A 17,560-nucleotide genomic window follows, 5' to 3' on the forward strand; every position below is an offset into this window, starting at 1 on the left:
TTTCGCTCCCTCTCCCGCTTGCGGGAGAGGGCTGGGGAGAGGGCGAGCGAATCCACGGCCGCTGTTTTTGTCTCAGGGTCTTGAGTCGAATCTGCGACAAGCCTTCACGACAATCGGATTGGCCGCGCGCCCTCATCCGGCCCTTCGGGCCACTTTCTCAGCCCTGCACTTCCTTCGGTCGCCGCTGCGCGGGAGAAGGGCTCGTCATTCGCGTTGCGAAATCTTCAAGCCGCCTTGTTCTCAGCAGCCGGCTCGCTATCGAAATGCAACCCGCACTCGCGCTTGAGCCCGAAGAACCGCGTGTCCTCCTCGCGCATGCCCGGTTCCAGACGACGCGTGGTGTGGATGTCGCCGATCGACACATAACCGTCGTGCCACAACGGGTGATACGGCAGATCGTGCGCCTGCAGGTATTGCCAGACCTCGCGATCGCTCCAGTCGGCCAGCGGATGCAGTTTCCAGCGGCCGTCCTTGATCTGCAGGAAATCCAGGTTGGCGCGGCTGCCCGACTGGCTGCGGCGCAGCCCGGCGATCCAGGTGCGCACGCCCAGTTCGTTCAAGGCGCGCTGCATCGGCTCGACCTTGCGCATGCGGTTGTAGCGTTCGATGCCTTCCAGCCCCTGTTCCCACAGGCGGCCGAACTTCGCTTCCATCCAGGCCACGCCGATCTGCGGGCGATACACCTTGAGGTTGAGCTTGAGCCGGTCGCCGAGTTCGTCGATGAAGCGGTAGGTTTCTGGAAACAGATAGCCGGTATCGACCACGATCACCGGGATTTGCGGCGCCTGCACCGTGACCATGTGCAGCGACACCGCCGACTGCGCGCCGAAACTCGACGACAGCGCGTGCTCGCCGGCGGTGTTTTCCAGCGCCCAGGCGACGCGCTGTTCGGCCGACTGCGTGCCCAGCCAGGCGTTGAGTTCGGCCAGCGCGCGCGGCGATTCGGCGGCGGTGACGGGATCGGTGGGAGCGCTCATGCGTGGGCCTCGGTGACCAGGACCACCGGAATGCCGGTGGGAGTGGGATAGGGGACGGATACGACGTCGCGGCGGACCAGGTAATCGCCGAAACCTTCCTCGCCGTCGCGGTCGCTGGCGTAGCCGGCGAACAGCGGATCGAGCGCGGCGAGGATCTCGGGTTCGGCGATGTTTTCGCGGTACAGCGTGTTCAAGCGCTGGCCGCGATGGTCGGCGCCGAGCATCAGGTTGTAGCGGCCCGGCGCCTTGCCGACCAGGGCGATCTCGCCCAGGTACGGACGCGAGCAGCCGTTCGGGCAACCGCTGATGCGCAGGTTGATCGAGGCATCGGCGATCGCGTGCTTGGCCAGCAGCTTTTCGACTTCGCCGACGAAATCGGGCAGGTAGCGTTCGGCTTCGGCCATGGCCAGGCCGCAGGTTGGCAGGGCGACGCAGGCCAGCGCATTGAGCCGCACCGCGCTGGCCCGCACATGCCCGTCGAGGCCATGCTGCGCGACCAATGCATCGACCTGCGCACGCAGCGCCGCTGGCACGCCGGCGATGACCAGGTTCTGGTTCGGCGTCATGCGGAATTCGGCGTCATCGTGGCCGTCGAGCAACTGCGCGATTTCGCGCAGGCCGCTCAGGTGCGTGACCGCTTCGCCCAGGCCATCGAGCGCGCCGTCGACGATGCGGCCGGCCGGGATACGCAGGGTCAGATGGGCGACATCGTCAAGGCCCGCATCGCCGTCGCTGTCGACCCAACCGAAACGATCGCCGTTATGGCGGAAGGCGAACGGCCGCGCCGGACGGAGAGGGAAACCGGCGCGGCGTTCGACTTCCGCCTTGAACCACTCCAGGCCGCGATCGTCGATGGTGTACTTCAGGCGCGCGCGCTTGCGCACCGCGCGATTGCCGAAATCGCGCTGCGCCGTCACCACCGCCACGCCGATGTCGATCACTTGATCGGGGGTCACGAAGCCGATCACATCGGCGACCCGCGGATAGGTCTCCGCATCGCCGTGGGTCGCGCCCATGCCGCCGCCGATGGTGACGTTGTAGCCCAGCAGCTCGCCGTCTTCGATGATCGCGATATAGCCCAGGTCCTGGGCGAACACGTCGACATCGTTGTACGGCGGAATCGCGAAACCGATCTTGAACTTGCGCGGCAGGTAGGCGTTGCCGTAGATCGGCTCGTCCTCGCTGCCACTGCCGTCGACTCTTTCTTCGTCGAGCCAGATCTCGTAATAGGCGCGGGTGTTCGGCAGCAGATGCTCCGACAGTGCCGCGGCCTGGGCGAACACCTGCGCGTGCGAAGCCGACACCTGCGGATTGGCGGCGACCGCGACGTTGCGGTTGACGTCGCCGCAGGCGGCAAGCGTGTCGATCAGCGCGGCGTTGATCGCCTGCATGGTCGACTTGAGCTCGGTCTTGATCACGCCGTGGAACTGGAACGCCTGGCGGGTGGTGATGCGCAGGCCGCGTTCGGCATAGGTCGTCGCGATCGCGTCGAGCTTGAGCCACTGGCGCGGCGACACCACGCCGCCCGGCGTGCGGGTGCGGATCATGAAGCTGTAGGCCGGTTCCAGCAGCGCCTGGCGGCGTTCTTCGCGGACGTCGCGATCGTCCTGCTGGTAGCTGCCGTGGTATTTGATCAGGGTCTGATCGTCGTCGTTGAGCGCGCCGGTGACCTGATTGGCCAGGCTCTCCAGCAGCGTGCCGCGCAGGCGCGCGCTGTTGTGCTTGATGTCCTCGACCGAGTGCGCGCTCATGCGCGCGCTCCGCGCGGCGAGCGATGCGGCGCGAACGGATGCAGCCCGAACAGAACGCGGCCCGCCGACGAGGCCGCGCTCTTGTCGGTGCGTGCGCTCGGGGCAGTGTCGTTTCCGCGTTCCATCCGGACTGCCGGGGCAACTGGCGTTCCGTCGCGATCAGTAGACACGAACATGCAGGTGGCGACTTGCGACGCGCGGCCCGATTCGATGAAGTGCCGCTCGTTGATGTGTCGTTGCGAAGGGCGATGGCCTTGCGCGTGCATCAGTAAACGTCCCGGGCGTAGCGGCCCTGTTGCTGCAATTCGTTCAGATACTCTTCGGCGGCTTCGGGGCTCTTGCCGCCGTGTTCGGCGATCACCGCCAGCAACGCGGCATGCACGTCCTTGGCCATGCGGGTGGCGTCGCCGCACACGTACAGGTGCGCGCCGCCTTGCAGCCAGTCGTACAGGTCGCGGCCGTGTTCGCGCAGGCGATGCTGGACGTAGATCTTCTGCGCCTGGTCGCGCGAGAACGCCAGGTCCAGGCGATGCAACTGGCCGGCCTTCAACGCCGCCTGCCATTCCACTTGATAGAGGAAATCGCTGCGGAAATGCGGGTTGCCGAACAGCAGCCAGTTGCGGCCGGCGGCGCCGTCGGCGGCGCGGTCCTGGACGAAACCGCGGAACGGCGCGACGCCGGTGCCCGGGCCGATCATGACGATGTCGCGGCTGGGATCGCTCGGCAGGCGGAAGCGGTCGTTGTGTTCGATGAACACCGGCAGGCGCTCGCCTTCTTCGGCGGTGGCGAGCAGATGCGAGGCCGCGCCCCAGCGCAGGCCGGCATCGGTCGCGTACTCCAGATGGGCGACGGTGAGGTGGGCTTCATCGCCGACGGTTTTCTGGCTGGAGGCGATCGAATACAGCCGCGGGGTCAGTGGGCGCAACGCGGCGACCAGTTCCTCACCCGACCAATCGCCATCGAAGCGTTGCAGCAGGTCGATGACCTGGGTGCGCGACAACAGCTCGGCCAGTTGCACGTTCTGATCGGGCGCCAGCAGGCGGTTGAGTTCCTCGCTGCGCGCATGCGCGGCATGGCTGGCGACGAACGGCCGCGCCAGCTTGGTCAGTTCGCGCTTCTCGCTGAGCCATTGGCGCAGCGGCAGGGTCTGGCCGCCGTGGCCGACGCTGGCATCGCCGTCGAGTTCCAATGTGTCGAGCACCGCCTGCACCAGCGCGGGCGGATTGCGCGGCCACAGGCCGAGCGCGTCGCCGGGCTGGTAATGCAGGCCGGAGCCTTCCAGCGACAGTTCGATATGGCGGATGTCCTTGTCGAAGCCGACCGCGCCGGCGGCGCTGGAGCCGCGCGCGATCAGGCGGCGGTTGGCGATCAGTTCGGCCGCGAACGGCGCGTCGCGGTGGAAGGCCGGCGCGGCTTGCAGCGGGCGCAGCGGGGTGACCGTGGCCAGATGCGCGGTGGTCGGCTTGAGCGCGTCGCGGGCGTGGCCCAGCGCCTGCTGCAGCCACGGCGTGGACACGGTTTCGAAATCCAGGTCGGCTTCGCCGCGCGCGAACAAGCGGGTCGCGCCCAGTTCGGCCAGGCGGGTGTCGAGCCGCGCGCCGATCGCGCAGAACTGCGGATAGCTCGAATCGCCCAGGCCGAGCACGGCGAAGCTCAAGCCCTTGAGTTCGGGCGCGCGCTTGCCGGCGATGAACTCGACCAGGCCGCGCGCGTCGTCCGGCGGATCGCCGTCGCCCTGGGTGCTGATGACGACATAAAGCAGCCGCTCGGTCTTGAGTTCGCGGGTCGGGTAGGCGTCGGCGCGGACCAGCCGCACCGACAGGCCGGCCGCCTCGGCCTGCCCGGCGAGCTGTTCGGCCAGGCGCTTGGCGTTGCCGGTCTGGCTGCCGTAGACGATGCTCAGGCGCTCGCCGGTCTTGCTCTCGACGATGGGGGTGGCAGCGGGCGCCAGGGCCGCGCCGGAGCGGGCGAGCCCGGCGGCATAGCCCGACAACCACCACAGACTGTTGTTGTCGAGGCCGTCGGTCAGGCGGGCGAGCGAGTCGAGCCGGTCCGCGGGCAGCGGGCTGGCGAGCAGAGCGGGGGCGGCGAGCGGGGTGGCGGCGGCGGGCACGGCGGTCGGCGTCTGGCTTGGGAGACTGCAGGCTACGAGCCGACCGGGCCAGCGCGGAAAGGATGCTCGGTTATGCGTTCATGACCTGCGCTCATTTCTCCCCGAATCCGGGGGGATTTCTAATGGCCCCATCGAACGGCCGGTCCGGATGTGGTTCGATGGACGTCCGCGGGGCCTTCCAGGAAGGGTCCGCGGGGTGCTCCAGCCGCGTTGCAAGGACCGGGTTCACCGCTTCCGACTGGACGCCGCCGCGTCGTCCAGCCTGCCCTGGATACGCGGCCCTGCACCGAGTCCGTTGCCCGATGAGTGCGTCACCCGAACTGAGCCCGCCGTTCGACCCCGCCGCCGATGCACCGCCGCCGCCATCCGTGGGGCCGCTGTCGGCGCGGGCGTTGAGCCACCTCGACCGGCTCGAAGCCGAGAGCATCCACATCCTGCGCGAGGTCGCCGCCGAGTTCGCCAACCCGGTGATGCTGTATTCGGTCGGCAAGGACAGCTCGGTGCTGCTGCACCTGCTGCTCAAGGCGTTCTACCCGGCGCGTCCGCCGATCCCGCTGCTGCACGTCGACACCGGCTGGAAGTTCGGCGAGATGATCGCCTTCCGCGACCAGCGCGCGCGAGAGACCGGCGTGGACCTGCGCGTCCACATCAACCCCGATGGCCTGGCCCAGGGCATCGGCCCGGTCACTCACGGCGCCGCGGTGCATACCGACGTGATGAAGACCCAGGGCCTCAAGCAGGCGCTGGACTGGAACAAATTCGATGCCGCGATCGGCGGCGCGCGCCGCGACGAGGAAAAGTCGCGGGCCAAGGAACGCATCTTTTCGTTTCGCAACCCGCAGCACCGCTGGGACCCGAAGAACCAGCGGCCGGAACTGTGGAGCCTGTACAACACCCGCATCCACGGCGGCGAAAGCGTGCGCGTGTTCCCGATCTCGAACTGGACCGAGCTGGACGTGTGGCTGTACATCTACCGCGAGAAGATCCCGGTGCCGTCGCTGTATTTCGCCGCCGATCGTCCGGTGGTCGAACGCGAGGGCAGCCTGATCCTGGTCGACGACGAGCGCCTGCCGCTGCGCGACGGCGAGACCCCGCAAACCCGCAAGGTCCGCTTCCGCACCCTGGGCTGCTACCCGCTGACCGGCGCGATCGAATCGCAGGCCGACACGCTGGAGGCGATCATCGCCGAGATGCTGGTCGCCACCACCTCCGAACGCCAGGGGCGGGTGATCGATCACGATCCGGGTGCTTCGATGGAACGCAAGAAGCAGGAAGGGTACTTCTGATGGGCGCGGGAATCGCGAGTGGTGCAGCGGGAATCGGGAATCGGGAATTGGGAATCGAAACAGCGGAGCGCGACGACGTGGGTCATTCGAAGGGCAATGCAAGTGCCGTGCTCGCCTTCAGCAAGGCCGATTCCCCATTCCCGATTCCCGATTCCCGGCCATCGGCCGTCGCCAGCTACCTGCACCAACACGAACACAAAAGCCAACTGCGCTTCATCACCTGCGGCAGCGTCGACGACGGCAAGAGCACGCTGATCGGGCGGTTGCTGCACGACACCCAGTTGCTGTTCGCCGATCAGCTGGCTGCGCTCGACGCCGACAGCCGCCGTCACGGCACCCGCAATGGCGAGGTCGATTTCGCGCTGCTGGTCGACGGCCTGGCCGCCGAGCGCGAGCAGGGCATCACCATCGACGTGGCCTACCGTTTCTTCGGCACCGAAAAGCGCAAGTTCATCGTCGCCGACTGCCCGGGCCACGAGCAGTACACCCGCAACATGGCGACCGGCGCGTCGACCGCGGACCTCGCGGTGGTGCTGGTCGATGCGCGCAAGGGCCTGCTGACACAGACCCGCCGGCACAGCTACATCGTGTCGCTGCTCGGCATCCGCCATGTGCTGCTGGCGGTCAACAAGATGGACCTGGTCGATTTCGACCCGGCCGTGTTCGAGCGCATCGTCGGCGAATACCGCGAACTCGCCGAAAAACTCGGCATCGACCACGTGCAGGCGATCCCGCTGTCGGCGCTCAACGGCGACAACCTGATCGCCGCGTCGGCCGCGACGCCGTGGTATCGCGGGCCGAGCGTGCTCGAACACCTCGAATCGGTGGATGTCGCGCGCGACGCGTCCGCGCTCGGCCTGCGCCTGCCGGTGCAGTGGGTGAACCGCCCGCATCAGGATTTCCGCGGTTTCGCCGGCACCCTCGCCGCCGGATCGGTGCGGCCCGGCGACGAGATCGTCGCGCTGCCCTCGGGGCGGCGTTCGCGGGTGCAGCGCATCGTCAGCGCCGACGGCGATCTGGCCCAGGCGGTCGCGGGCCAGGCGATCACCCTGACCCTGGACGACGAACTCGACATCAGCCGCGGCGACATCATCGCCGGCGCGGCGCAGCCGCCCGAAGTGGCCGATCAGTTCGCCGCGCACCTGCTGTGGATGGACAGCAAGCCGCTGCTGCCGGGCCGTTTCTATTGGCTGAAGATCGGCGCGCGCACGGTCAGCGCCAGCATCACCGAGATCAAGCACAAGATCGACGTCAACACCCAGGCGCAGCTGGCGGCCAAGCAGCTCGAACTCAACGAAGTCGCGTACTGCAATCTCGGCCTGGACCAACCGATCGCATTCGAGGCCTATCGCGACAACCGCGAACTGGGCAGCTTCATCCTGATCGACCGCCAGACCAACGCCACCGTCGCCGCCGGCACCCTCGACTTCGCCTTGCGCCGCGCCGCCAACATCCATTGGCAGGCGGTCGACATCGACAAGGCCGCGCGTGCGCGCAGCAAACAGCAGCGGCCGCGTTGCGTGTGGTTCACCGGCCTGTCGGGTTCGGGCAAATCGACCATCGCCAACCTGGTCGACGCGCAATTGCATGCGCTGGGCCACCACAGCTTCATCCTCGACGGCGACAACGTGCGCCACGGTCTCAACAAGGACCTGGGCTTCACCGATGGCGACCGGGTCGAGAACATCCGTCGCGTCGCCGAAGTCGCCAAGCTGATGACCGACGCCGGCCTGATCGTGCTGGTGAGCTTCATCTCGCCGTTCCGCGCCGAGCGCCAGCTCGCGCGCGAGTTGTTCGAAGACGGCGAATTCGTCGAAGTCCACGTCGACACGCCGCTGGCCGAGGCCGAGCGCCGCGACGTCAAGGGCCTGTACGCGAAGGCGCGCGCCGGCAAGATCCCGAACTTCACCGGCATCGATTCGCCCTACGAAGCGCCGCAGGCGCCGGAGCTGCGCCTGACGACCTTGGACGAAGACGCGCAGACCTTGGCGCAGCGGGTGATCGATTACCTGCGCGATTGAGTCTGCAACTCGCATGGCCTACCTATAGGAGCGGCGCAAGCCGCGACCGCGAACCTCGAACTCGCCGCGCCGCATTTGTTTCGCGGCGCTTATCCACGCGTTCGCCTGTGTCTGACGTGGCCAGGGTGTTGGCGTACGCGTCTTTCGAAATCATCCGCGATCTGGCTTGCGCGGCAGTTGAAACTTCGCGGTCGTGGCTTGCGCCGCTGCTACAGGTAGGCCATGCGGGTTGCGACAGTGCGTATGGCCTCTTTCGAGATTGTTCGCTCGATCGAGTTTGCGTGGTGGTTGAGGATTCGCGGTCGCGGCTCGCGCCGCTCCTACAGGTAGGCCATGGTGGTCGCGGCGGGGCCACAAAAACAAAAACGCCCCGGCCTGGGCCGGGGCGTCCGCTTTTCCATCGTCCGGATCCGGACGATCCGCGAGCGAAGAAGAAACTAACTCTTCGCCGTCTTGCTGCGGATCATCTCGTACAGGAACAACAGTACGATGGCGCAGACCACCGAGATGATGATCCCCATGAAGCCGCCGCCGGCATAGAACAGGCTGCCGATGTAAGCGCCGGCGATGCCGAGCAGGATCGTGAGGATCCAGCCCATCGGGTCGGCGCCGGGTTTGAAGAAGCGCGCAAGGATGCCGATGACCGCGCCGATGATGATCGTGTAGATGATGCCGCCGGGCATGGTGTTGTCCTCCTGAGGGACGGGGTGTTGGTGCGGCTGGATCATGTGAGCGCGGGCGTCGGCGCCGCGTGAGGGCCGGCTGCGGACGCCGGTCCGCGGTTAAGCCGCGCGCGTCGCCGATCCAGGCGTGGTGCGACGGTGCGTTGATCCGGAATGTTTCGCGGGCGATACGCCGTTCGTCAGGGCGATGCTTTTTCCGGCCATTGCTGCGGCACCTTGCGCAGGCCGTCGAGCGCGTAACCCAGGCTGCGCAGGCGTTCGACATGGGCGTCGTAGTCGGCCTGGGGGATGCTCGGCGTGCGGGCCATGATCCACACATAATCGCGCTTGCTGCGTCCGACGATGGTCTGCTGGTACGCCGGGTCGACGTAGACGATCACGTACTCGGCCTTGATCGGCCAGACGAACTGCATGCCCCAGATCGCGTTGTGGGTGTCGGGCCGCACATAGCCGACCGGGTGCATGGTCTTGACCGGCTCGTCGAAGCTGCCGTCGCGATAGCGGAACGTGGTGCGGATGCGGCCGCGCTCGTCGAGCTTGTACGACTCGATCGCATTGAACGCCTCGCGTTCCGGACGCGAGGGGATGTGCGCGATCACGTACCAGTCGCCCATGAAGCGCGGCAGGTCGACCTGCGCCACCGGCGGGATGGGCCGCGCGTTGCCCGTGCAGCTAAGCAAGGGCAACGCGAGCAGCAGCGACAGACGTTTCAGCAGCATGGCCGTTCTCCAGCAGATTGCGACGCGAAAACAGATAGTGGGCGACGCCCCATTGCTGGCCGTCGTCGTAACCGAACATCTCGGCGCAGGCCATCCAGAACATGCGCCAGCGCTGGAACCACAGCGGCGCAGCGGCCTCGCCGTAGGCCGTTTCCAGGGTGTCCATCACCACGTCGCGGTTGCTGTCCTGGCGCGCCAGCCAGTGCTCGGCGGTGCGTTGATAGTGGCGTCCGTCCAGCAGCCAGCGCTGTTCCAGCGACACGTGACGCTGGAAACACAGCAGGGTGTCGGCCGACGGCATCAGGCCGCCGGTGAAGAAATGCCGGCCCATCCAGTCGTCCTGGCCGTCGACTTCGAACGGATACATCAGATCGCGATGGCAGAACACATGCACGAACAGCTTGCCGTCCGGGCGCAACCAGCCGGCGATGCGGCCCAGCAGGGTGTCGTAGTTGCGCATGTGTTCGAACATCTCGACCGAGACGCAGCGATCGAAGCGCATCGGGTCGAGGTTCAGGCGATTGACGTCCTCGGTCAGCACCAGCACGTTGTGCAGGCCGCGCTGGGCGCACTGGGCCTGGATATGCTCGCGTTGCGGCCGCGAGTTGGACACCGCGACGATCTGCGCGTTGGGATAGCGCTCGGCCATCCACAAGGTCAGCGAGCCCCAGCCGCAGCCCAGTTCGAGGATGTACTGGCCGTCGGCCAACTCGGCGCGCTGCGCGTACAGCGCGAGCATCGCTTCTTCGGCCTGATCCAGCGTTTCGTCGCCGCGCGGGTAGTAGCAGCACGAATACTTGAGCCGCGCACCGAGGCAATCGAAGAAGAATCGCGCGGGCAACTCGTAGTGCTGGCGGTTGGCCGCGTCGGTGTGGATCGCGACCGGGCTGTCGCGCAGTTGCTCGATGCGCTGGCGGTGGCGTTCGTACTGCGCCTGCAGGCCGCCGGCGCGTTCTTCGCGCAGGCGCTGCGCGCACAGGCGGCGAATGCCAAGGCGCACCAGCGCATCGGGCAGCGAGCCGCGTTCGGCCAGGCCGAGCAGGCCGGGTGCGGTGGGGTCGGGCGGATCGGTGCGGTGTTGATCGGAACGAGACGGATCGGAACGGTCCATGGCGATGTTCATGACGAAGTCTCGGTTCGGGAGGGCGAGCGTGGAAACCAGGGAAACAGCATCGGCGTACTGCGCTGGTAGTCGCGGTAGTCCTCGCCGCGGCTGCGCAGGGCTTGCGCCTCGGTGTAGGGAATGCCGCTGATCCAGCGCAGGAACACGTACATCACCACCGGCCCTGCCCAGGCCCAGCCGAACAGCGGCGAGCCCACCGCGAAGCAGACGTAGGCGAACCAGTGAGTCCACTCGAAGAAATAATTCGGATGCCGCGAATAGCGCCACAAACCCTCGCGGCAGGTGCGGCCGCGATTCGACGGATCGGCGCGAAAGCGCGCGAGCTGGCGATCGGCCAGGCTTTCGCCGGCCACGCTGAGCAGCCAGATCGCCACGCCCGCCGCAAGCCACATCGGCGCGAGGCGGCCGTTGAACGCCAGCGCCAGAAACGGCAATGCGAACAGCACGATCAGCGCGGCCTGAAACTGGAAGAACACAAAGAACTTGCCCTGATGGCCGTGCCAGTGCGAACGCAGATGCCGGTAGCGGCCATCCTCGGGTTCGCCGCGCACGCGTCGCCACAGGTGCAGCGCGAGCCGCAGCCCCCACACGCCGCCGCACAACGCCAGCACCACTCGCACGATGGCGTCGCCCGGACTGAGCGTGGCATAGAACACCGCGCCGAACCCGACTCCGCCGGCCCAGATCGCATCGACGATACCGGCGTTGTCGTGGCGACGTTGCCACCACCAGCCCAGGCTCATCGCCACCGCGGCGAGCGCCCACAGGCTCGCAACCATCGCCCAGGCATTCATCGCGGCACCTGTGCGTTGCTGTGCATCGACATGTCGTTTACGTGCAGCCAGCGTTGCGCCAACTGCGCGAGCACCGGCATCGCCACGCCCCAACCTAAAGCCAACCACGCCAGCGCATGCCAGCGAGGCGGCGCGAATTCGACCGCGCTCCAGCCACGCGACGCGCCCAGATAGGCCAGCGGCCCGCCGATCGCGCCGAACATCGCGGCCAGCGCGATGCGCCCGTGCAGGAAGCGCAGGGTGTGGGTCAAGGTCATCGCGAACGCGCACCACAGGCCGAGAATCCACACCGGCGCGAACGCGGTCGACGGCCACGGCGCCGCGTACGCGGCCGCGCCGCTCGCAGCGAGCGCGCCATCGATCAACGCACCGGCCGGCAACGCCACCGCGAGCAGGCGCGCATCCGCGTCGCGTTGCTCGGAGACCGCGAGTTGCCATACGACGAACACCGCCGCGGCCAGCGTGCCCGGCCAAGCCAAGCCGTGCCCCGCTGCGATCACGGCGCAGAACCATACCAGTTGGTAACCGGCGAAATTCGCGAACGCCTTCATGCGTGCGACTCGTTCATGCGCACAGCTCGCCTTCGGGTAGACGCGCCGCGCGGCGATGGCCGGGCTTGGCCATCAGCATCTGCACCACGCCGATCGAACGCTCGCGGAAGCCGCCTTCGCAATACGCCAGATAGAACGTCCACATGCGGATGAAACGTTCGTCGTAGCCGAGCGCGCGGACTTCGGGCAGCTTGGCGTCGAAGCGGCGATGCCAGGCCTGCAAGGTCAGCGCGTAGGACGGGCCGAAGTCGTCGAGTTGGACCAGGGCCAGGTCGCTGCTGCGGGTCTTAGCCGCGAGCATCGCGTTGACCGAAGGAATGAAACTGCCGGGGAACACATGGCGCTTGATGAAATCCACGCTGCGCAGCGCCTGCGCGTAGCGGTGGTCTTCGATGGTGATCGCCTGCACCAGCGCCAGCCCGTCGGGTTTGAGCAAGTCGCCGAGCTTGCCGAAGTACGTATCGAGGTACGGCGCGCCGATGGCTTCGATCATTTCGATCGAGACCAGTTTGTCGTAACGGCCGCGCAGATCGCGATAGTCCTGCAACAGCAATTCGACCCGATCGCCCAGCCCGGCCGCGGCGACGCGTTCGCTGGCCAATGCATGCTGTTCCTGCGAAATGGTCGTAGTGGTGACGTGGCAGCCGTAATGGGTCGCGGCGTGCAAGGCAAAACCGCCCCAGCCGGTGCCGATCTCGATCACGCGGTCGCCGGGTCGCAGCGCGAGCTTGCGGCAGATCCGTTCGAGCTTGCGGAACGAGGCGTCCTCCAACGACTCATCCGGTGAAGCGAATACCGCCGAGGAATACATCAGGTCCGGCGACAAAAAAGTGGCGAAGAATTCGTTGCCAAGGTCGTAATGCGCGGCGATGTTGCGACGGCTGCCGCCGCGGGTATTGCGGCGCAGCGCGTTCCAGCCGCGCATCGCCCAGCCGCCCAGCTGCGCCAGCCCGGTTTCCATGCCGTCGAGCAGATCGCGATTGCGCACCAGCAAGCGGATCAGCGCGACCAGATCGCTGCAATCCCACTGCGCGTCCATATAGGATTCGCCCGCGCCGACGCTGCCGTTGGCGGCGATCGCGCGATAAAAGCCGCCGTCGTGGACGCGGATCGTCACGTCGATCGGATCGGCACCGGCCGCGTCGCCGAGCACGACTTCGCCGCAGGCGTCACGCAAGCACAGGCAGCCGCCTCGCAACTGCGCCATCTGCGCGATCAGGCGCTGGCGCAGCCAGCGTTCGGGCAACGGGTAGGCGGTATCGGATCGTGCGTCGAGTTTGTCGGCGCTGGGCATCATGGCAGGCCTCGCGCGTTGCGCGGATGGTCGTGGACGGGATTGCGTTTGAGCCACAGGCGCAGCGCCTGCCAATGGATCGCGACCATGACCTGCACGGTCATCAGCGGATAACGCCACAGCACCCGCGCCAAGCCGGCGCCGTCGCAGGGCCGGCGGCGCAGGCTCAAGGTGGCGGAAAACTCGCTGTGGTCCTCGCGCATCACCTCCATATGCACCAGCAGATCCTCGCCGGGCGCGGTGAAGCGCCAGGCGTAGTCGCGCTGCATCGGCATGAACGGCGACACGTGGAAGGCCTTGGCGAACGACCACTCCAGCGCGCGGCCGCACGGCCGCGCCGTGTCGGCGGACATTACGTAGGCGTGACGTTCGCCCCAGGGCGTGTTGGTGATTTCGGCGACGACGTAGTCCAGCGTGCTGCCGTCGTTCGCATAGCAGTAGTAGAAGCTGACCGGGTTGAACACGTAGCCGAAGTAGCGCAGATGAGTGAGCAGGCGGATCGGCCCGGTCGTGCGCCGTCCGCAGTGCTGGAACACTCGCTCGCGCACGGCGTCGGCCAGCGGCAGTTCGTTCGGGCCAAGATAGTCCTCGCGACGGAATCGGCCGATTGCGCCGCGCCGGGTCGACCACAGCCAGCGGCGGCGGAATACCCGTTCGATCTCGTCCAGATCCAGGTACAACTGCGCGACCCGGTACTGGAACGCATGCGCCCGCGGCGAACGCCGGCGATGGCGGACCACGCCTTCGTAGATCGCGCTGATCAGCGGCGCTTGGGTCTCCGCAGAATCGGTCCGCGACGCGTTCACGCGGCCCTCCGCTCGGCGCGTTGCGGCACGATGCGCTGGCTGGCCTGGCCGTAGCGCGCGCTGCCGGCGGCGCCGAGCGCGGCGGCAACTTCCACCGCGCTGCGCATACCGTCCTCATGAAACCCCCAGCCCCAGTACGCACCGGCGAACCAGGTGCGGCGCTGGCCCTGGATTTCGTGTTTGCGCCGTTGCGCGGCGACGCAGGCCAGGTCGTAGACCGGATGTTCGTAGCGCATGCGCCGCAGGATCTTGTCGGGATCGATCGCCTCGCTGCGGTTCAAGGTAACCACCAGCGGCTCCGGCGAATCGATCCCCTGCAACAGGTTCATGCAATAGCTGACCGTGCAGGCCGCGGCCGCCTCGCGCGGAATATGCGCGTTCCACGCCGCCCAGGCCTTGCGCCGCCGCGGCAACAGCCGCGCGTCGGTGTGCAGCACGGTGTCGTTGAGTTGATAGCGCATCGCGCCGAGGATGTCGCGTTCGCTGTCGTCGGCGTCTTCGAGCAGGCGCAGGGCCTGGTCGCTGTGGCAGGCGAGCACGACCTGATCGAAGCGCTCCTCGCCCGCGTCGCTCACTACACTGACCCCGTCGTCGTCGCGGCGCAGCGCACGCACGGGGCAGGCGATGCGTTCATGCACGTTCCAGCGCGCGCGCAACGCCTGCACATAGCGATCCGACCCGCCTTGCACGACCCGCCACTGCGGCCGCCCCGCGACCTGCAGCATCTGGTGATTGGCCATGAACTGGACCAGATACCGCGCCGGGAATGACAGCACGCGCTGCGAGGGGGTCGACCACAGCGCCGAGGCCATCGGCAGCAGATGTTCGTCGCGGAAGGCGTCGCCGTAACGGTTCGCGTGCAGGTATTCGCCGAGGGTCGGACCGGCGCCGTCGCTGTCGAGCAACTCGGGCGATTCGCGGTAGAAACGCAACAGGTCGCGGACCATGCCGAGAAAACGCGGCGAGCACAGATTGCGCCGTTGGCAGAACAGGCCGTCGAGGCTGCCGGCGTTGTACTCCACGCCGCTAAGTTCGCTGTGGACCGAGAAACTCATCGTGGTCGCCTGCGAGGGCACGTCCAGTTCGTCGAACAGGCGCGACAGCAGCGGATAGTGGGTCTGATTGAATACGATGAAACCGGTATCGACGCGGTAGTCGCGGCCGTGCAGGCGGATGTCGTGCGTATGGGTATGGCCGCCGATGCGGTCGGCAGCCTCGAACAAGGTCACCTCATGCTCGCGCTGCAACAGCCAGGCCGCGGCCAGGCCAGAAATGCCGGAACCGACGATGGCGATGCGCATGTCAGGCCCTCGCCCTGGCCGCGACCCAGCCCGGAATCGGCTTGAGATCGCGCACCAATCCCAGCAGCGCCATCAGCCGCAAGCCGTAGTAAGTCAGATCGATTTCCCACCAGCGAAAGCCCTGGCGTACCGTGCCCGGATAGAAATGATGGTTGTTGTGCCAGCCTTCGCCGAAGGTGATCAACGCCAGCCAGAGGTTGTTGCGGCTGTCGTCCTTGGTCTCGAAGCGGCGCTTGCCGTAGCGGTGGGCCAGCGAATTGATCGTGACCGTGGCGTGGAACAGCACCGTGGTGGAGACGAAAAAGCCCCACACCAGCATCTGGGAACCGCTGGTGCCGAGCTGCGGCGCGAGGCGCTGCAACAAGGCGCCCAGTCCGAACAACGCCGCCGCGAGCAGCACCGGCACCAGCGTATCGTAGCGATCGAGCACGCGAAGTTCGGGGAACCGGGCCAGATCGGGCACGCGCTCCAGCTCGGTGCGGAACGCGCGCGGGGTGAGGAACCAGCCGACATGGCTGCGCAGGAAGCCATGCACCGCAGGCGAATGCGGATCCAGCGCGGTCTCGGTATGGCGATGATGATTGCGATGATGCGCCGCCCACCACAGCGGCCCACGCTGCACGCTGGAGGCGCCGATCAGCGCGAACACGAACTGCATCGCGCGCGAGGTACGGAAGGTCTTGTGCGAGAAGTAGCGGTGATAGAACGCGGTCAGCGCGAACATGCGGATCGCGTACATCGCCGCGGCCACGATCAGCGCGATCGGCGACACGCCGACCCACAGCACCGCGATGCAGGCCAGGTGCATGGCGATGAACGGCGAGGTGCGCAGCCAGTCGATGCGATCGGCGCGGGCTTCGTCGAGCGGCGCCTGGGTGTCGGTATCGATCCAGCGGCGCACGGTCGCGGTCGCCCGTTGCCAGCGCGTCGGGCGCGGCGCGGGCGTCGACGTCATGATGACCTCGTCGAGTGTCGAGGTATGGCCGGGGTCGAGCGACATGCCGTGCTCCGATGCGATGCGTTATCGGGGTCTACGGTGGATGCGCGCGGATGGATGCACTCGCGATGTGTCGCCGACGACAAACTCAGGGGCTTGCATCTGCGCAGCTGTTCGCCAGCGGCTGGGTTTGCGCGGCCTGGCGTTCGGCGCTGTCGGACTTCGTGGGGGCGGCGAATTCGATGCGCACGTTCTGGTAACGGCCGGCGGAGTCGCGGATGGTGGCGATGCCGCGGAATTCCAGAAGCCGGCGGTCGGCGACCGCGTAACGCAGTTCGATCGGCGGGATCGCGAAGCCGTACCAGGTGTCCAGCGCCATGCGCAGATGGCGCACCGATGCGGCGTCGTTCGCCCGCCTGAGCGGTTCGATCTTGAAATCCAGGAACGAGGCGCGACTGGGCAGCAGGAACGGCGCCGCGATCGGCTTGTTCGCCGACAACGCATCCCAGCGGTCGCGGATCATCGCATCGAAACCGGCATCGATGACCGCGCCGCGACGTTCGGGCAGGGCGGTCTGCTTGCGCGCGGACGCGGCGTTCTTGCGGGTATAGACATAACGATGCCCGCTTCGGGTCGACGCGCCTTCCTCGTAGCCGTCGCGGGCATCGACGAAGTCGAAGTCCGGCGCGGTGGCGCTGGGCGAATCGCTGACCACTTTTCGCGCGAACGCTTCGCCGCGAGGACAGCGATACAGCACCAGGCGTTGTCGAATGCCGCCTTGGGCGTACAGCCAATGGGTTTCGCGATACAGCACCCGTTCGCCGTTTGGCGCATGGGCCACGCCTTCGTAGCGTTCGTCCGCGCAAGCGCTGTTGATGGTTGCGAGCAGCCACAGCGAGACCGTCGTGGCGATCGCGATCGGCCCGCCGGGGCGCAACAACCTGCCTGGACGCATGAATGCTCGCCTTGGCGGCCTTTTGGCCGGTGTCCGCATGGATACGTTCGCGTGACGGCGAAGGATGCAGGCCTCGACTGAACCGCATGAACGCGGCTTGGCCGCGGTTGTCGTCGATCGCTCGGAGGAAATGCAATACGGGTGAAAACGCCAACGCCGTCGGTTTATCCGTCGAAATATTTCCATTCGCTGCATCCCGTCGGTGCGGCCATGCGTATAGCCAGCAAACCACGTCGATGCATCGACGCT

General features: G+C 67.0%; 16 protein-coding genes. 2 read left to right on the forward strand and 14 right to left on the reverse strand.

Translation table 11 applies throughout. The features are described 5' to 3' along the window. Positions 1 to 224: 224 nt before the first annotated feature. From KME82_RS06330 to KME82_RS06345, 4 genes are read right to left on the reverse strand one after another with little or no spacing between them, the layout of a single operon-like run. Positions 225 to 977, reverse strand: coding sequence for a phosphoadenylyl-sulfate reductase (locus tag KME82_RS06330; RefSeq protein WP_215497771.1), 753 nt, complete (start codon positions 975 to 977; stop codon positions 225 to 227). Beyond that, the gene (cysI, locus tag KME82_RS06335; protein ID WP_215497772.1) at positions 974 to 2,728 is read right to left on the reverse strand and encodes an assimilatory sulfite reductase (NADPH) hemoprotein subunit; all 1,755 of its coding nucleotides are present in this window, start codon (positions 2,726 to 2,728) and stop codon (positions 974 to 976) included. The genes KME82_RS06330 and cysI overlap by 4 nt, the downstream gene beginning before the upstream one ends. Beyond that, on the reverse strand, positions 2,725 to 2,994 hold the full coding sequence (locus tag KME82_RS06340; protein WP_215497773.1) for a hypothetical protein: 270 nt from the start codon (positions 2,992 to 2,994) through the stop codon (positions 2,725 to 2,727). The genes cysI and KME82_RS06340 overlap by 4 nt, the downstream gene beginning before the upstream one ends. Beyond that, positions 2,994 to 4,841 (reverse strand): assimilatory sulfite reductase (NADPH) flavoprotein subunit, encoded by a 1,848-nt coding sequence (locus KME82_RS06345; protein ID WP_215497774.1) that lies wholly within the window; start codon positions 4,839 to 4,841, stop codon positions 2,994 to 2,996. Before KME82_RS06345 ends, KME82_RS06340 begins: the two co-directional genes overlap by 1 nt. Before the next feature lie 377 nt (positions 4,842 to 5,218). Between KME82_RS06345 and cysD the strand changes: the two genes are divergently transcribed. Next, on the forward strand, positions 5,219 to 6,127 hold the full coding sequence (gene cysD / locus KME82_RS06350; protein ID WP_215498986.1) for a sulfate adenylyltransferase subunit CysD: 909 nt from the start codon (positions 5,219 to 5,221) through the stop codon (positions 6,125 to 6,127). Continuing rightward, positions 6,127 to 8,148, forward strand: coding sequence for a sulfate adenylyltransferase subunit CysN (gene cysN, locus KME82_RS06355; protein WP_215497775.1), 2,022 nt, complete (start codon positions 6,127 to 6,129; stop codon positions 8,146 to 8,148). Before cysD ends, cysN begins: the two co-directional genes overlap by 1 nt. A gap of 437 nt (positions 8,149 to 8,585) precedes the next feature. Here the strand turns inward: cysN and KME82_RS06360 are convergent, their stop codons facing one another. The 10 genes from KME82_RS06360 to KME82_RS06405 form a co-directional block, all read right to left on the reverse strand. After that, on the reverse strand, positions 8,586 to 8,831 hold the full coding sequence (locus KME82_RS06360; protein ID WP_036110429.1) for a GlsB/YeaQ/YmgE family stress response membrane protein: 246 nt from the start codon (positions 8,829 to 8,831) through the stop codon (positions 8,586 to 8,588). 179 nt (positions 8,832 to 9,010) lie between these two features. Then, a complete protein-coding gene (locus tag KME82_RS06365; protein ID WP_215497776.1) occupies positions 9,011 to 9,550 on the reverse strand; it encodes a lipocalin family protein in 540 nt (179 codons plus the stop codon). Further along, positions 9,504 to 10,661, reverse strand: coding sequence for an SAM-dependent methyltransferase (locus KME82_RS06370; protein ID WP_215498987.1), 1,158 nt, complete (start codon positions 10,659 to 10,661; stop codon positions 9,504 to 9,506). The genes KME82_RS06365 and KME82_RS06370 overlap by 47 nt, the downstream gene beginning before the upstream one ends. 8 nt (positions 10,662 to 10,669) lie before the next feature. Then, a complete protein-coding gene (locus tag KME82_RS06375) occupies positions 10,670 to 11,452 on the reverse strand; it encodes a DUF1295 domain-containing protein (protein WP_215498988.1) in 783 nt (260 codons plus the stop codon). An 11-nt stretch (positions 11,453 to 11,463) separates the two neighbouring features. Beyond that, complete coding sequence (locus tag KME82_RS06380; protein WP_215497777.1) at positions 11,464 to 12,018, reverse strand: DUF2878 domain-containing protein; 555 nt, start codon at positions 12,016 to 12,018, stop codon at positions 11,464 to 11,466. Positions 12,019 to 12,031: 13 nt separating this feature from the next. Continuing rightward, complete coding sequence (locus KME82_RS06385; RefSeq protein ID WP_215498989.1) at positions 12,032 to 13,312, reverse strand: SAM-dependent methyltransferase; 1,281 nt, start codon at positions 13,310 to 13,312, stop codon at positions 12,032 to 12,034. Beyond that, positions 13,312 to 14,118 (reverse strand): DUF1365 domain-containing protein, encoded by an 807-nt coding sequence (locus tag KME82_RS06390; protein WP_252255642.1) that lies wholly within the window; start codon positions 14,116 to 14,118, stop codon positions 13,312 to 13,314. Before KME82_RS06390 ends, KME82_RS06385 begins: the two co-directional genes overlap by 1 nt. Further along, positions 14,115 to 15,419: an NAD(P)/FAD-dependent oxidoreductase gene (locus tag KME82_RS06395; protein WP_215497778.1), complete on the reverse strand. Its 1,305-nt coding sequence runs from the start codon at positions 15,417 to 15,419 to the stop codon at positions 14,115 to 14,117. The genes KME82_RS06390 and KME82_RS06395 overlap by 4 nt, the downstream gene beginning before the upstream one ends. A gap of 1 nt (position 15,420) precedes the next feature. Beyond that, the gene (locus KME82_RS06400) at positions 15,421 to 16,374 is read right to left on the reverse strand and encodes an acyl-CoA desaturase (RefSeq protein WP_215498991.1); all 954 of its coding nucleotides are present in this window, start codon (positions 16,372 to 16,374) and stop codon (positions 15,421 to 15,423) included. A gap of 130 nt (positions 16,375 to 16,504) precedes the next feature. After that, entirely contained in the window at positions 16,505 to 17,311 is an 807-nt protein-coding gene (locus KME82_RS06405; RefSeq protein WP_215497779.1) for a hypothetical protein, read from the reverse strand. Positions 17,312 to 17,560 lie beyond the last annotated feature (249 nt).

This window comes from Lysobacter capsici, from assembly GCF_018732085.1.
Classification (GTDB): Bacteria; Pseudomonadota; Gammaproteobacteria; order Xanthomonadales; family Xanthomonadaceae; genus Lysobacter; species Lysobacter capsici_A.

Coding starts and splice junctions, on each gene's coding strand:
- KME82_RS06330 (WP_215497771.1), bottom strand. CDS start 977: ATGAGCGCTCCCACCGATCCCGTCACCGCCGCCGAATCGCCGCGCGCG.
- cysI (WP_215497772.1), bottom strand. CDS start 2,728: ATGAGCGCGCACTCGGTCGAGGACATCAAGCACAACAGCGCGCGCCTG.
- KME82_RS06340 (WP_215497773.1), bottom strand. CDS start 2,994: ATGCACGCGCAAGGCCATCGCCCTTCGCAACGACACATCAACGAGCGG.
- cysN (WP_215497775.1), top strand. CDS start 6,127: ATGGGCGCGGGAATCGCGAGTGGTGCAGCGGGAATCGGGAATCGGGAA.
- KME82_RS06360 (WP_036110429.1), bottom strand. CDS start 8,831: ATGCCCGGCGGCATCATCTACACGATCATCATCGGCGCGGTCATCGGC.
- KME82_RS06365 (WP_215497776.1), bottom strand. CDS start 9,550: ATGCTGCTGAAACGTCTGTCGCTGCTGCTCGCGTTGCCCTTGCTTAGC.
- KME82_RS06370 (WP_215498987.1), bottom strand. CDS start 10,661: ATGGACCGTTCCGATCCGTCTCGTTCCGATCAACACCGCACCGATCCG.
- KME82_RS06375 (WP_215498988.1), bottom strand. CDS start 11,452: ATGGTTGCGAGCCTGTGGGCGCTCGCCGCGGTGGCGATGAGCCTGGGC.
- KME82_RS06380 (WP_215497777.1), bottom strand. CDS start 12,018: ATGAAGGCGTTCGCGAATTTCGCCGGTTACCAACTGGTATGGTTCTGC.
- KME82_RS06385 (WP_215498989.1), bottom strand. CDS start 13,312: ATGCCCAGCGCCGACAAACTCGACGCACGATCCGATACCGCCTACCCG.
- KME82_RS06395 (WP_215497778.1), bottom strand. CDS start 15,419: ATGCGCATCGCCATCGTCGGTTCCGGCATTTCTGGCCTGGCCGCGGCC.
- KME82_RS06400 (WP_215498991.1), bottom strand. CDS start 16,374: ATGACGTCGACGCCCGCGCCGCGCCCGACGCGCTGGCAACGGGCGACC.
- KME82_RS06405 (WP_215497779.1), bottom strand. CDS start 17,311: ATGCGTCCAGGCAGGTTGTTGCGCCCCGGCGGGCCGATCGCGATCGCC.